The 14703-nt window shown below is 54.1% G+C and carries 12 protein-coding genes; 5 read left to right on the top strand and 7 right to left on the bottom strand.

Annotated features, from left to right (window positions below; genetic code table 11):
• Positions 1 to 143, bottom strand: a 143-nt coding sequence (rplU, locus tag MED297_RS03395; protein ID WP_008042423.1) for a 50S ribosomal protein L21, incomplete at its 3' end; no start/stop codon positions are given.
• A 230-nt stretch (positions 144 to 373) separates the two neighbouring features.
• Between rplU and MED297_RS03390 the strand changes: the two genes are divergently transcribed.
• Positions 374 to 1342, top strand: a complete 969-nt coding sequence (locus tag MED297_RS03390; RefSeq protein ID WP_008042416.1) for a polyprenyl synthetase family protein — start codon at positions 374 to 376, stop codon at positions 1340 to 1342.
• Between the two features lie 10 nt (positions 1343 to 1352).
• On the opposite strand, the gene MED297_RS03385 is transcribed toward MED297_RS03390, so the two are convergent.
• The 4 genes from MED297_RS03385 to MED297_RS03370 form a co-directional block, all read right to left on the bottom strand.
• On the bottom strand, positions 1353 to 2021 hold the full coding sequence (locus MED297_RS03385) for a flagellar brake protein (RefSeq protein WP_008042414.1): 669 nt from the start codon (positions 2019 to 2021) through the stop codon (positions 1353 to 1355).
• A 77-nt stretch (positions 2022 to 2098) separates the two neighbouring features.
• On the bottom strand, positions 2099 to 3007 hold the full coding sequence (locus MED297_RS03380) for a sugar nucleotide-binding protein (RefSeq protein WP_008042412.1): 909 nt from the start codon (positions 3005 to 3007) through the stop codon (positions 2099 to 2101).
• A gap of 108 nt (positions 3008 to 3115) precedes the next feature.
• Positions 3116 to 3661 (bottom strand): single-stranded DNA-binding protein, encoded by a 546-nt coding sequence (locus tag MED297_RS03375; RefSeq protein ID WP_008042410.1) that lies wholly within the window; start codon positions 3659 to 3661, stop codon positions 3116 to 3118.
• Between the two features lie 97 nt (positions 3662 to 3758).
• A complete protein-coding gene (locus MED297_RS03370) occupies positions 3759 to 4973 on the bottom strand; it encodes an MFS transporter (RefSeq protein ID WP_008042408.1) in 1215 nt (404 codons plus the stop codon).
• Between the two features lie 288 nt (positions 4974 to 5261).
• Between MED297_RS03370 and uvrA the strand changes: the two genes are divergently transcribed.
• The gene (gene uvrA / locus MED297_RS03365) at positions 5262 to 8090 is read left to right on the top strand and encodes an excinuclease ABC subunit UvrA (protein ID WP_008042406.1); all 2829 of its coding nucleotides are present in this window, start codon (positions 5262 to 5264) and stop codon (positions 8088 to 8090) included.
• Between the two features lie 123 nt (positions 8091 to 8213).
• Here uvrA and trxA read toward each other — a convergent pair whose 3' ends face one another.
• Entirely contained in the window at positions 8214 to 9074 is an 861-nt protein-coding gene (trxA, locus tag MED297_RS03360) for a thioredoxin (RefSeq protein WP_008042401.1), read from the bottom strand.
• Between the two features lie 194 nt (positions 9075 to 9268).
• Between trxA and MED297_RS03355 the strand changes: the two genes are divergently transcribed.
• Positions 9269 to 12187 (top strand): insulinase family protein, encoded by a 2919-nt coding sequence (locus MED297_RS03355; protein ID WP_040556417.1) that lies wholly within the window; start codon positions 9269 to 9271, stop codon positions 12185 to 12187.
• 67 nt (positions 12188 to 12254) lie between these two features.
• Here the strand turns inward: MED297_RS03355 and MED297_RS03350 are convergent, their stop codons facing one another.
• Positions 12255 to 13259, bottom strand: coding sequence for a sensor histidine kinase (locus tag MED297_RS03350; protein WP_040556415.1), 1005 nt, complete (start codon positions 13257 to 13259; stop codon positions 12255 to 12257).
• Positions 13260 to 13401: 142 nt separating this feature from the next.
• On the opposite strand from MED297_RS03350, the gene MED297_RS03345 reads away from it, so the two are divergent.
• Together MED297_RS03345 and deoC are read left to right on the top strand one after the other, a co-directional pair.
• Positions 13402 to 13866: a chemotaxis protein CheX gene (locus MED297_RS03345; RefSeq protein WP_040556414.1), complete on the top strand. Its 465-nt coding sequence runs from the start codon at positions 13402 to 13404 to the stop codon at positions 13864 to 13866.
• Between the two features lie 59 nt (positions 13867 to 13925).
• Entirely contained in the window at positions 13926 to 14699 is a 774-nt protein-coding gene (deoC, locus tag MED297_RS03340; RefSeq protein WP_008042377.1) for a deoxyribose-phosphate aldolase, read from the top strand.
• Positions 14700 to 14703 lie beyond the last annotated feature (4 nt).

Below are 14703 nucleotides of genomic sequence, written 5' to 3'. Positions count from 1 at the left end.
TTTACTTTGTCGCCATCAGCAACCAGCAAAACTTTGTCGAAATCGATGGAAGCACCGGTTTCGGCTTCGATCTTTTCCAGCTTGACCTTCTGGCCTTCGCTGACGCGGTACTGCTTACCGCCAGATACGATTACAGCGTACATACTATTCTCCAATCAAGATGTCATTCGGATCACTGCGTTCACTACTGCCTGCTTCTAAAGGCGACGCCTACGCTGTCGGGCACCCTATAACAGGGAATGATGCGATCCGATCGGGCGGCGAATAATACGGATTTGCCACCTCAGATGCAAGTGCAAAATGCGGCTGGCTTGACACCCAGAGTCCAGCCCCATAGCATCTCGCGAATCAGCCCATTACAGACCTCCCGTTCATGGATCAAAAAGCCGTATTCAGTACCGTCAGCAGCGATTTTGAGGCTGTTAACTCCACCATTCACCGCTACCTGGCATCCGACGTTCCGATGGTCGAAAAGGTTGCCGAATACATTATCGACAGTGGCGGCAAAAGAATGCGGCCTCTGCTGGTGCTGCTGGCGGGGCAGCTGAACGGCCAACTCACCGACCGACACCATCTGCTGGCAGCCATTATCGAGTTTTTGCATACCGCAACGCTACTGCATGACGACGTTGTGGATAAATCCGATATGCGCCGTGGGCGTGCAACCGCCAATGCAAACTGGGGCAATGCGCCCAGCGTTCTGGTCGGAGACTTCCTGTACGCACGTTCCTTTGAAATGCTGGTTGAACTGGGCAACTTTGACGTCATGCAGAGCTTATCACAAGCCACCCGGGTCATTGCCGAGGGTGAAGTTATGCAGCTGATGAACGTTAAAAACCCGGACATTACCGAAGCGCAGTACATGGAGGTCATCAAAGGTAAAACGGCAATCCTGTTCAAAGCGTCGGCTGAGACATCGGGACTGATCTCCGGATACGATCGTACCTCCGTTAATGCTCTGGCGGACTATGGCCTGAATCTGGGACTGGCTTTCCAACTGATCGACGATGCACTGGATTACGCCGGCGATGCCGAAGCTTTAGGCAAAAACATCGGTGATGATCTTGCCGAAGGCAAACCTACCTTACCGCTGATCTTTGCCATGGAAAAAGGCACAGACGAGGAAAAAGCACTGGTACGGAACTGCATTCGCAAAGGTGGCTTGGTCGAGCTGGACGCCGTCCTTGAGGTCATCCGCCATACCGATGCCATTGGCTATGTCACCCAAAAAGCACTGACCCATGCGGACGCCGCCAAACAAGCACTGGCCTCGTTTGCAGACAGCGACAGTAAGCGTGCACTGATGGCATTAGCTGATCTGGCGGTATCCCGTCAGAGCTGAGAAAGAAAGGTCAGCGTTCGGCACCCTTGCTGAGCTGACCATTCACAAAGGCTTGCAGCGCCAGAAAATCGATATCCGAGACAAATCTGAACTCGATGCCATAGGCCGCCGTGCTGTTTGCCAGTTCGAAACGCTCAAGCTCAGCTCGGATGGTCGCCTCAACAGAAATCAACCGTGAGACATGCCCGACGACCACCTTACCACTGATCAGAATCTGATCACCCACTTTACCAATCGGATCCACCGACTCCAGCCGAGCTCCGGTTGTTGAGAGGTCCACAATGGCGCCATAGGAACGAGTCCAATCCGGATTCGTCTGATTCACCACGGTCACCTGCACGTTAGCCAACACCCGCTCAGATTTCCGCACTGTCCCCACTTCGACCTGACTGGGCCAGCTCAGGTGTAAATAGTGAAACGGCGTCGTGCACAGGTGTATGACCTGACTGCGAAAGGCACAAGCCACTTTATGGTTAAAAAACCGGCAAATCACCGTCTGGTCTTTACGCAACAGCAGAGGGCGATTATCGCCAAGCATGGGGGTAGTCACCAACACTGTCCGGCCCGGCACCATTCCGATCAAGGTACCTTTATGCCGGTTACCTTCATTGCCGACCACTTCCATGTTCATGGAAAGCCCGGCCATAAGGCGCATTTTACTTAAATCATTCAACGGCATGGGGTCGATACCTGAAGAGAACGGAACACTTTACTCTGTAATCGTTCGGAAATCATAAAACTTGAGGGGCTATTCATTTATTCGACCGGTGACTGGCTCAATCGATGCTTCAGCACCTCTTGCAGGCTGCGCCGCCAGGGACGTTGCTTAATTCCGAAGGTCGAGAGTATTTTCCGACAGTTCAACTCATGATTCTCTGACTGACGCTCACCGTCCACCAGCGGACGGGTGTCCACCTCGCCAATCGTCTCTACGCGCACTTCAGACATCGACTTGACCACGGTGATCACAGTCTTAGCGAAGGTATACAGCGAACAGGCATCACTGTCGGCGTAATGATAAACACCGGAAAGATCCGGTTTCGAGACACCGCAGTCGATCTGTTCACTCATCGCCACCAGGACTCTGGCCACTGTGTGCGCATCGGTTGGGCATCCGCGCATCGACGTGGAAATGCAAAGCTCTTCCTTGTGAATGGCGGCATCAACAAGTCGATTCAGAAAATTATTCCGACTTTCACTGAACAACCAATCGACTCTGAGCAGAACCGCATCAGGGCAGCGCGCCATTGTCTGCTGCTCCAGACGGATAAAACTCTGCCCGACCTCGCTGACAGCATCCGGCTCGTCGGACTCATGGTAGCCCCGGGCACTAAACCCTGAAAACACCCGACCACTCGACAATTGCAACAGCTGTCGGTCATCATCCTTGCCGCAATCTTCAGCAATCAAGGCCGCAGCGGCCTGCCAGGTGTCATCAATGGACTGGCTGAAGTGCTCGGGCTCTTCAAACAGCAAATTAGCAACAAAGCGCTCATTGGCAGGGGCTGCCAGAATGGTTCTCAGTTTTTCGGGATCGAGCGCATCGGCGGTAGCGATGGCTCTGTAGGGTATCTCCCGGCTGTCCAGGTAAGCGGTTAAAGCCGCCCCGACCTGCCCATCAGCACCGAGGATCAAAAATGTCAGAGTTGAAGAGTTAAGCGCCACAGCGACTCCGTCCGGAAGAAAATGGCATGAGCAATCACACCATCAGAACTCGTATCATAAACCGGTCAACCCAACGAGGCGTTCCTCGTCAGGGCTGACACTGCCAGATCAGAATGGGATGTCGTCGTCAAAATCATCAAAACCGCCCGGAGCCGGTTGAGGCTGCGATGGCGCTTGCTGCGGGCTTTGCGGTTGATTAAAACCGCCTTGTTGAGGCGCAGGTGCTGGCTGATTAAAGCCGCCCTGTTGTTGAGGTTGCTGGTTAAATCCGCCGGCCGGCTGACCCTGACCATAACCCTGGTTGCCACCTTCAGGGCGACCGCCGATAAACTGCATTTCGTTGCCAACAATTTCCGTGCTGTAACGGTCCTGACCGTTCTGATCCTGCCATTTACGGGTTTGCAGTCGACCTTCGATATAAACCTGAGACCCTTTTGACAGGTACTGCGCAGCCACTTCTGCGGTTCGTCCGAACAGCACGACCCGGTGCCATTCTGTAATATCCTGACGATTACCCTGATCGTCGGCACGACCCAGTTCGTTGGTGGCAACATTCAGATTGACTACCTGAGTGCCCGATGCGGTTGTGCGTACGTCCGGGTCCTGACCTAGCCGCCCGAGAATGATGACTTTGTTTACCGTTCCACGTGCCATATTGATACCTATTCTAAACTGTTTAAATTCTGAAATGCGGGAAGCAGAGTGCCGGGCAGCTCTGGACCCTTAACTATCACTGAGTTGCCCGGAGAACTCAAGCATCGGCCTGAGATTGTCCGCCTACGGGCTCCGGGTCTTTGTTTGCGCGCGACACCGGTGTCACAGCAAACAACGACAGCAACCAGATGGCCTGCGCGGCGACACCCAGAAAAACGACCGGGCCAAAGGCCATGTCCGAGAACAACAGACCTCCGACAGCTCCACCGGCGGCCGCGCCGGTGAACTGAGCGGTTGAAAATACCCCCATTGATGTACCCCTCACCTGAGCCCGGGCCTTACGGCTGAGCAAAGATGGCAGAGTGGCCTCCATGAAGTTAAATCCGACAAAAAAGATCAACAGCGCCACTGCGCTGGCAGCCCACTGAGGTACCTGCCACAACAACAGCAACGCTCCAATGACGATGCCCGCCGCCAGGCGTAAAAACTGCACTTGGGCCAAGCGCCGTTCAGAGATCATCATCAACGGCGCCATACCAATGAACGACAGAATCATGACCGGTGCATAAATCTGACCCAAACCATCGGAAGCAAAACCGCGGGCAACTAAAACCACTGGCAATGCCACAAACAACGCCGTCATGGTCATATGTAACAGGAAAATCCCAAGACTCAGGATGGTGACATTCCGATCAGTCAGTACATCCCACAGATCCGCCGGCCGGAACTGACGTTCTTTATGCACTTGCAAGGACGGCACAGCCGGCAGCCAGAACGTAATCACCAGTCCGGCCAATGCCAACGCGGAGGTAAACCAGAACAGACCGCTCAGACCGCCAAATCCGGCAATCCAAGGCCCCAGCATGACAGCGACCACGAAGGAGGCCCCGATCACGGCACCGATCACCGCCATGGATTTAGACCGCTGGTCTTCCCGGGTGTAGTCAGCAAGAAGCGCTAACACCACACTCGAAATAGCACCACCGCCCTGCAACGCCCGCCCGATGATCAGACTGGTCACACTGTCCGCCATGGCCGCCACGATGCTGCCCACCATAAACAGCAACAGCCCGATGACGATCAGCGGTTTGCGCCCGTATCGGTCGGAGGCCGCACCAAACGGGATCTGCAGAAACGCCTGAGTTAGGCCATAAATGCCCAGCGCAAGGCCCAGACTCGCCGGGCTCGCATCCTGCAGGTCCTGGCCGTATAGGGTCAGGATGGGTAACACCATAAACAGGCCAAGCATGCGGCTGGCATACAGCAAAGAAAGACCGGTCAGCGCTTTACGCTCAATAGAATTAAATGACATAGACAGTGTGCACAGCAAAAAATCGCGCGGATTCTAGCAGACTCAGGGAACTGGCGCACCACAGCCGGGTCAATGAAATCGTCCTGTAGAAAACATTGCAGACTGTACACATATACAGTAAATTAGCGCAGCTTTTCGAATTCACGCACTCGCAAAAGCATGTCCGGTCGGGAACCCCAGCCCGGCCGGACGCCTTGCCTGACGACGGTAAGCACTTTCGCTGTGGAAGTTCCTACCGTTTTGTGCTTTCGTTACGCCTTTGCCCACTCGCCAGACCTTGAGGATGACATGGACAAGATTTCCGTCCAGGGTGCCCGCACCCATAACCTGAAAGACATTACCCTAGACATTCCACGAGACAAACTGGTTGTTATTACCGGACTGTCCGGTTCAGGGAAATCTTCACTCGCCTTCGACACACTTTACGCGGAAGGCCAGCGACGGTACGTCGAGTCCTTATCGACTTATGCGCGCCAGTTTCTGTCTATGATGGAAAAACCCGATGTGGATCACATCGAGGGTCTTTCACCAGCCATCTCCATCGAACAGAAAACCACCAGTCACAACCCGCGCTCCACCGTCGGTACGACAACCGAAATTTACGACTATCTGCGTCTGCTGTACGCACGGGTCGGTGAACCCAGGTGCCCGCATCATGGCGAGCCGCTGGAAGCACAAACGGTCAGTCAGATGGTTGATCAGGTTTTGGCGTTGCCCGAAGGCAGCAAGTTGATGATGCTCGCGCCTCTGATTCGTGATCGCAAAGGCGAACACCTGCATGTGTTCAGTGAGCTGCGCGCGCAAGGGTTTGTCCGTGTCCGGGTGGACGGCACCGTGATGGATCTGGATGAAGTGCCGGAACTCGATAAACGCCGGAAGCACACCATTGAAGCCGTGGTTGATCGATTTAAGGTGCGTGACGATCTGCAATTGCGTCTCGCAGAGTCCTTTGAAACCTGCCTGACCTTGGCCGGCGGAATCGCCCATGTGGCCTGGATGGATGGTGACGGTGACGACCTGTTGTTTTCCAACCGCTTTGCCTGCCCGGTTTGTGGCTACGCCATTGCTGAACTCGAGCCACGCATGTTTTCGTTCAATAATCCGGCCGGCGCCTGTGAAGAATGTGACGGCCTGGGGTTGAAGCAATATTTCGACCGCTCCAAAGTCATTCGCGATAGCAAGCTGACACTGGCCGAAGGCGCGATCAGCGGCTGGGATCGGCGTTCAGTTTATTATTTCAGCCAACTCAACTCGCTGGCCGAACACTTTAATGTCGATATCGAAAAGCCGTTTAATAAGTTGCCGAAAAAGTTTCAGAAAGCCGTATTAGAAGGCAGCGGTGAAACAGAAATCGAGTTCAATTACGTGAACAGCCGCGGCGCTGTCTACAGCCGGGTACACCCCTTTGAAGGTGTGATTCCGAACATGGAACGACGCTACCGGGAAACCGACTCCAACTCGGTTCGGGAAGAGCTGTCCAAATACCTGGCCGAACAACACTGTCCGGCCTGTCAGGGCAGCCGGTTAAAAGAAAGTGCACGTCATGTGTTTGTGGATGGCGTCACCCTACCCGAAGTGACCCGAATGTCGATCGCAGACGCGGTTCGCTACTATCAGGCACTGGCGTTGTCGGGCAACCGGGCGCAGATCTCAGAGAAAATTCTGCGCGAAATCCTGCAACGACTGAACTTTTTAGAGAATGTCGGTCTTGAGTATCTGACTCTCGACCGCTCCGCCGATACACTTTCCGGGGGCGAAACCCAACGTATCCGACTGGCCAGTCAGATCGGAGCGGGTCTGGTGGGCGTCATGTACATCCTGGATGAACCGTCCATCGGCCTCCATCAGCGCGATAATGATCGTTTGTTAAAAACGCTGACGGACCTGCGTGATCTTGGCAACACCGTACTCGTCGTCGAACACGACGAAGACGCCATTCGCATGGCGGATTGGGTTCTCGACATCGGTCCCGGCGCCGGTGTGCATGGTGGCGAAGTTATCGCGGCAGGACCACCGCAGGCCATCATGGATAGTGAGCAATCACTGACCGGGCAATACCTCTCCGGTAAGCAAAAGATAGCCGTGCCAACAGAGCGTGCTGTCTGTGATCCGGAACGACAGCTTGTCGTTAAAGGTGCCAGTGGAAACAACCTGAAAGACGTCGATCTGTCGATACCCGTCGGACTCTTTACCTGCATTACCGGGGTATCGGGGTCGGGTAAATCCACGCTGATCAATCAGACCCTCTATCCACTGGCGGCCACGGAACTGAACAAGGCCACAACCTTAACCGTCGCCCCGCACCAGGGGATCGAAGGTCTCGAACACTTCGACAAGGTGGTTGATATCGACCAGAGCCCGATCGGTCGGACACCGCGTTCCAATCCGGCAACCTATACCGGGATTTTCACAGCCATTCGTGATCTGTTTGCCGGTACTCAGGAAGCGCGGTCTCGTGGCTACGCACCCGGTCGGTTCAGCTTTAACGTCAAGGGTGGACGCTGCGAAGCCTGTCAGGGCGATGGCTTGATCAAGGTAGAAATGCACTTTCTGGCCGATATCTATGTCCCCTGTGATGTCTGCCACGGCAAACGCTACAACCGGGAAACCCTGGAGGTTCGCTACAAAGGGCGCAACATCCATGAAGTACTCGACATGACCATTGAAGATGCTCTGGAATTTTTCTCGGCCATTCCGGCCCTGCAACGCAAGTTACAAACACTGACGGATGTCGGACTGTCTTACGTCAAGCTTGGTCAAAGTGCGACCACACTATCCGGCGGTGAAGCTCAACGGGTGAAGCTCGCTCGTGAACTGTCTAAACGGGACACCGGCAGCACCCTCTACATTCTGGACGAACCGACGACCGGCCTGCACTTTCACGATATCCGTCAATTGCTGGAGGTGTTGCATCGGCTGCGGGACAACGGCAATACCGTGATTGTCATTGAACACAACCTGGACGTCGTCAAAACGGCCGACTGGATCGTCGACCTTGGCCCGCAAGGGGGCATCAAAGGTGGCCGTATTGTCAGCACCGGTACGCCGGAAGAGGTCGCGGTCGATCCGGACTCAGTGACCGGACACTATCTGCGACCGTTGCTGGAACGAGACTGATACAGGTTGGATGCAAGGGGTTGCACGGAAACCTTGTCCGCGCACCCCATCATCAGTTTCGACCTATCGGCAGCACTCTGATCTCAGCTCACCAGCAAGGTTCAGAGTGCGATTGCCGAGGTCTCAGTAAAGCAGGGTAAAGAGTTTTCGCTGATAACGAGCCGCCAACGGGTCGCCCTTCCCCAAGCCACTGATCATGTCCAGCATGGTTTTCCGAGCCGCCCCATCCGCATAATTTTTATCTTTCTGCAGAATACTCAGCATCAGTTCAAGCGCTTCTTCCGCCCGGTCAGCCTGTTGTAACTGTACCGCCAGCTCCATTTTCAGATCAGCGTTGTCCGGGTCTTCTGCTAACTGGGCCTGAAGTTCCCGAATTTCCGGTGAATCGGCCGCATCCAGCATCAGTTCCAAGCGCGACATCAGTTCTTTGTACTGGGGATTAAGTTGCTGCTCCAGCGTAGCGCCTTTGAGTAATTCGTTGGCATCGTTAGCCCGCTTTAACTGCAACAGACAGTCCGCCAGAATCAAGCCAACTTCAAACTGTTCATCGCTTTGCGTGTAGGCTTCTCGCAACAACGGTAATGCTTCTGCGACCTGTCCGTTCGACGCCAACTGCCGGGCGTCCTCAATCAGGCCTTCCCATGGGGCCGGCAAGTGTTGTTGCAGTCGCTCCCGGATGGCACTTTCCGGCTCTGCGCCCTGAAAGGCATCCACCGGTTGACCATTTTTAACGAAAGCCACCGTCGGCAGGCTGCGAATGCCAAACTGCGCCGTAATTGCCTGCTGCTCGTCGGCATTGATTTTGGCCAATAAAAACTGACCGGCATATTCCTGAGCCAGCTTTTCCAAAATCGGCCCCAAGGCTTTACACGGCGCGCACCATTCGGCCCAGAAATCGAGAATCACCAATCGCTGTGCCGACTCTTCCACCATGACCTGCTGGAAGTTTGCTTCCGTCACATCGATTACGTTCACCGCATTCATAAACAATCCTCATCTTGCTTTGCCAGTCACTATAAGGGCGAATCCCGAAAACTCCAGCGTCGAGCGCTGGTTTCAGACCCGTACCCCCGTTAAACTAGTCGGCCCATGCGGGTCTACATCACTGCTCTGCCCAACATCTCAGGCATACAGGGTGAGGTTCACCTGAATTATCCGGTAAGAAAGGAAACAGTTACATGTCCAGAGGTCTCCTCCTCTCGTTAACCAGTCTATTGGTCGCCCTGGTGCTCGGCGTTGGTTTTTACTGGTATGACCAACAGGGTCAACAAGCTGAGAATCCATCCAACATTGTGGTCAGCCCATACGAAGACCGGGTGTTTCATACTTTAACGCTGAAGAACGGGCTCTCGGTCATTCTGGTATCGGATCCAGACAGCGACAAAGCTTCGGCGGCTCTGAATGTGCACAGCGGTTCCTGGTCAAACCCTGCCGATGCCCAGGGGCTGGCACACTTTCTCGAACATATGCTGTTTCTGGGAACCGAAAAATATCCGGCCGTTGACGGGTATCAGACCTTTATTGAACAGAACGGGGGGCGCAACAACGCCTATACCGCGGACGAAAACACCCTCTATTATTTCGACATTGCCGCACAGGAACTCGAACCGGCGCTGGATCGCTTTTCACAGTTCTTTATTGCGCCGCTGTTTGACCCGGACTTTACGGACCGGGAACGCAACGCGGTGCAATCCGAGTACTCAGCCTCCCTGCAAAACGAAGCTCGCCGCAAGCAAGACGTTGTGCGGGAGCTGGTGAATCCAGACCATCCTGCTTCACAACTGGCCATTGGTAATCTGGTAACCCTGAACAGCCCGGATCTGCGCAGCAAGTTACAAACGTTTTTCCGGACTCACTATGTGTCCGAAAACATGTCGCTATCGGTCTATGGCCCCCAATCCATCGAAGAACTGACACTGATGGCAGAACGATACTTCTCGGCCATCCGCAGTGTGGGCCAGACACCAAGCACGGTGATCGATACGCCACTATTCAACACCAATGATCTGCCAATGCTGGTCGAAATTGAGCCTAAACGGGAACTGCGTCAACTTGAACTCCGCTTCCCCATTCCGGCGACGACGGCCAACATGGATACCCGACCGTATCGCTACATCGGCCACCTGCTGGGTCACGAATCCAATGGCTCGCTGCTGTCATTACTGAAATCCCGAGGTCTGGCGGAAAACCTGTATGCCGGTGCTGCCGACCTGACATCGTCCAACACCACCTTTGATGTCACCATTGAACTGACGCCCGCCGGTCTTGAAGCCTGGCCCGAGGTAACTGAGCTGCTGTTCAGTCACATCGAACAACTGAAACAAAACGGGATTCAGCCCTGGATTTACGAAGAACGGCAGCAGATTCAGAACATCGCCTTCCAGTTTTCAGAACAAGTCTCGGCCATACAGACAGCGACCACCCTGGCGGAACGATTGCAGTACTATGCCCCCGAACAGGTCTTGTCGGGTCCTTTCCACTTGGATGAGTTTGACGCCACCGTCATCGCCAGTGCTTTCGAAGCCCTGAAACCGGATAACGCGCTGGTACTGCTCACGCACCCCAATGCGAACACCGAACAACAGAGCGAATACTACAGTACGCCCTACTCGGCACAGGCACTGACCGGTAACCGGGTCGCTGCCTGGCGAACACCGGCGCCTGTTGCCGAACTGACGATCCCGGAACCCAATCCTTTTATACCCACCGACTTGTCAGTTAAACCGCTGGAACGGGAACAATCAGAACTGTTCAGCTATCACCCGCAGATCATCAGCGATTCGGACACCAAAACCGTCTGGTTTGAACAGGATGATGAGTTCCGTACGCCGAAATCTGACATCCACCTGTTGCTGGCAACCGAGACCCTGCAAGACAGTGTCGAACACTACGTCGCCATGGCCCTGTATCGTGAACTGGTCGACGATGCGCTGAATGAAGTGCGGTTCCAGGCTTCGCTGGCCGGCTCCGGTTACGGTCTTAACCTGACCAGCCGAGGACTTCAGGTACGTCTTTATGGCTATCAGAACAAGCTTCCGCTACTTCTGGACACGCTCGTTCTCGAACTGACTGATCATCAGATTTCAAATGAACGCTTCGAACTGCTCAAAGCGGACATGCTGCGACGAATGCGCAATGCTGATGACGACCCGGTGGTCAACCAGGTGATCCGCCACCTCAATGAATGGATGGTCTCTGACAGCTACACCATGGCTCAGCAAATTGATGCTGTGCAGAAACTGACGCCCGAGACGCTCCTCAACGTTCGACAAGCCGTCTTTGAATCAGCCCATTTGCAACTGCTCGTGCATGGCAACCTCACTCAAAGTGAAGCGATGAACCTGGCTGAACGTATGGACGCCGTGCTGCCCCAAGGGGGCACCAACCCCCAGCGGCGTCAGGTTGCAAAATTACCGACCCGGCCGTTGCTGACCCGCATGTCGATTGATCATTCCGATTCAGCACTGCTGCAGTATCATCAGGGCAGCGATGCCAGTCTGCGTGAACGCGCGCTCTATGCGTTGCTGGCGGATACCCTCAGCGCGCCCTACTTTGCAGAACTGCGAACCAAAGAACAGTTAGGCTACATCGTGCTTGCACGACCGTATCCGATCGATGGATGGCCGGGCCTGATCCTCTATGTGCAATCACCGACTACCGACCCGGCATTGCTGCAACTCTATTCGGATCGTTTCTTGAACCGCTATGCCACTGAAATTTCAGAGATGAGTGACGCCAGTTTCCTGGCTTACAAAAAGGGACTGATTAACTCATTGACCGAGCCGGATAAAAATCTGTTTGAACTGAGCAGTCGGTACTGGCAAAACATTCTGGACGGTAATAACCACTTCAACACCCGTCAGCGACTGGCCGATGAAGTGAATAAAATCAGTTTGGATGGGTTCAGACGATTCTTTGAAAACCGCATTCTAGGCGATGATGCGAGAACGTTCGCGTTCCATCAGATCGGCACCAACATGCAGGACGATTACAGTGAGCATGTTTCGGATGTTATCGGCTTTTACCCCATCGACGGCGCTAAAAACTGGCCGGACGATGTCGAATGGGTGACGCCGGCGTTTAACGACCTGCCTTGATCACAGCGTCAAACTGTTAACCGGACGATTGCCGCCCGGTTAACAATACTTTCTGCCGCTTCGATGATCAGATTACCGTCGAGTCTTCGTCGTCATCGGTAATCGGATTCCGCGGCAATACGATCAACACTTCCGTTCCGGCAGGTCCCTGAGTTACATCCATAAACCCGTTCAGCAGTTGCGTCATACGTCGGGCAACAACGAATGACAAGCCAGGACCAATTTCCTGACCATCTTCAACAATGGAGAGGTACTCAGTCAGGATGGACTTCAGCTGCGCTTCGGACAGCTCCCGCCCTTGAATGGACAACTCAATGCGCAATGCCTCGCCTAACTCGGCATCGGTATAACCAATGATGTGAATTTTCAGTGTGCTGTCGTAGTTCATCCGGATCAGAGCCTGAACCACCCGCGTTAACAGGTTGTCTATCCAGTTCAGATCGGAATACAGAGGCATCTGTTCTTCAGGATTATCCAGGCGGATTTTCACTTTGTGGCTTTTACCAAACGTGGACCAACCTTCAATCAACTCATTCAGCGCTTTCAGGAAATCAATCTCAATACGCGCCGGTAACTCCGACTTCAGTTCCAACCTAGCCAAGCCCTGTAAATCGGCGGAATAGCGTTTCATGCCCTCAACCCGGGTACGGATCAGTTCCGCGTCTTCCGGCTCAAGCCCGTCCACCACGGTCAGGATTTCATCCATGGCATGATCCAGCGCTAAGGCCATATTACGCAACGAATGATCTTTTTCCTGTGTGGAGTTCAACACGATCCGGCGCATTTCTGCGGCTTTGCGGGCATCGTATTCAAAGCGGTCAATCTTCAGCTGAAGCTCCTGCACATGGCGCTTCGTTCGACTGTGCTGTCGATTCGCTTCTGCCAGCTCGGTTTGAGACTGATTCAGCGTCATCATTGCGAACACACCGCTCAGCAGCAATGGGGCTAACGACAAAGCCCAGACCATGACCGGGTACTGGCTGTAAGACAGATAGCCAACTGTCGCCACCGCGACCACCCAGGTGAGAATGCTGAGGATCAACAGATGTTTTAAACGGGATCGATTGTTCACCCCAAGTCTCTCCATATGTTTTGTGAATTTTTACGGGTTTGAGGACAACGTGCGGAAAAGAACAGTGTAAGCCTTTTCAGATTGGCAGCATTCTGCCAGATATGGACTAACTTTAGCAGTAACTCTTTTTTGTGCAGTCACCATGGACGTAAGAATCATAAATCCGTTCCTCGAAGCAACCTTAGACGTCGCCAGAACCATGGCCCAGCTCGAGGTCACTGTCGGCAAACCGGTGCTGAAACAAGGCCATGACGCGCCCGGCCAGGTGTCCGGGTTCATACATCTGAACGGTCTGAATCACAAAGGCAGCCTGGCCATCAGCTTTTCCAGTAAAGCCCTGCTGCTGATTTACCGGAACATGCTCGGCGAACCCCTTGAAACACTGGACGATTCTGCCTTGGATCTGGCCGGTGAAATCACTAACATGGTCTGCGGCGGGGCCAAACAGCGACTGGCCAGTAAAGGTTATGAGTTTGATCTAACACAACCCACCTTGTTGTCCGGTTCACCGCATTCTATTGAACACACGCCAGCCGGCCCGGTCGTAACGCTGCCTTTGCATCTTCCGGAAGGTGAAATGTATCTGGAAGTCTGCCTAAACCGTTGAGTTCCAGTGCAATTGATCCTAGAATATCCAAAAAAAATCTGACCTAATGGACAAGAAAAATGACAAACCTCGAGCAAAACGCCCGCCAGGCTCTGCACCTGATGGATCTGACCTCCCTCAACGATTCAGATACCGACACGGTCATCGAATCACTGTGCGCGCAAGCGAAAACCCCTGAAGGTCATCCAGCCGCCGTGTGTGTATACCCTGCGTTCATCGGCACCGCAAAAACCGCCCTGGCGCAGCAAGGGCTCGACAATGTCAAAGTCGCCACGGTGACCAACTTCCCACACGGATCCGACAATATCGATATTGCTGAAGCCGAGACCCGTCAAGCGGTCGCCGATGGCGCGGATGAAGTTGATGTCGTATTCCCATACCGCGCGCTGATCGACGGCAACACCGACATCGGTCAGGCGCTGGTCGCACGCTGCAAACAAGCGTGTGGCGACCGGGCTCAGTTAAAAGTCATCATCGAAAGCGGCGAACTGAAAACGCCTGAACTGATCCGCCAGGCCTCTGACCTCGCCATTGCCGGCGGCGCTGACTTTATTAAAACCAGCACCGGTAAGGTGCCGGTCAATGCCACACCGGAAGCGGCTCGAATCATGCTCGAAGCCATCCGAGACAGCGGTAAAGACGTCGGCTTTAAAGCAGCCGGTGGCGTACGAAACGCCGAAGATGCCGCAATTTACCTTGATATGGCCCGTGAAATCATGGGCGACACCTGGGTCTCTGCCGATCATTTTCGATTCGGCGCCAGCAGCTTGCTCGCCAGTCTGTTGAAAACGCTGGGACACGACTCAGACAGCAACATCGACAGCCAATACTGACAGG

It is taken from the genome of Reinekea blandensis MED297 (genome assembly GCF_000153185.1).
GTDB lineage: Bacteria > Pseudomonadota > Gammaproteobacteria > Pseudomonadales > Natronospirillaceae > Reinekea > Reinekea blandensis.
The sequence above is the reverse complement of the archived record's forward strand: the minus strand, read 5'-3'. Positions and strand labels throughout refer to the sequence as shown.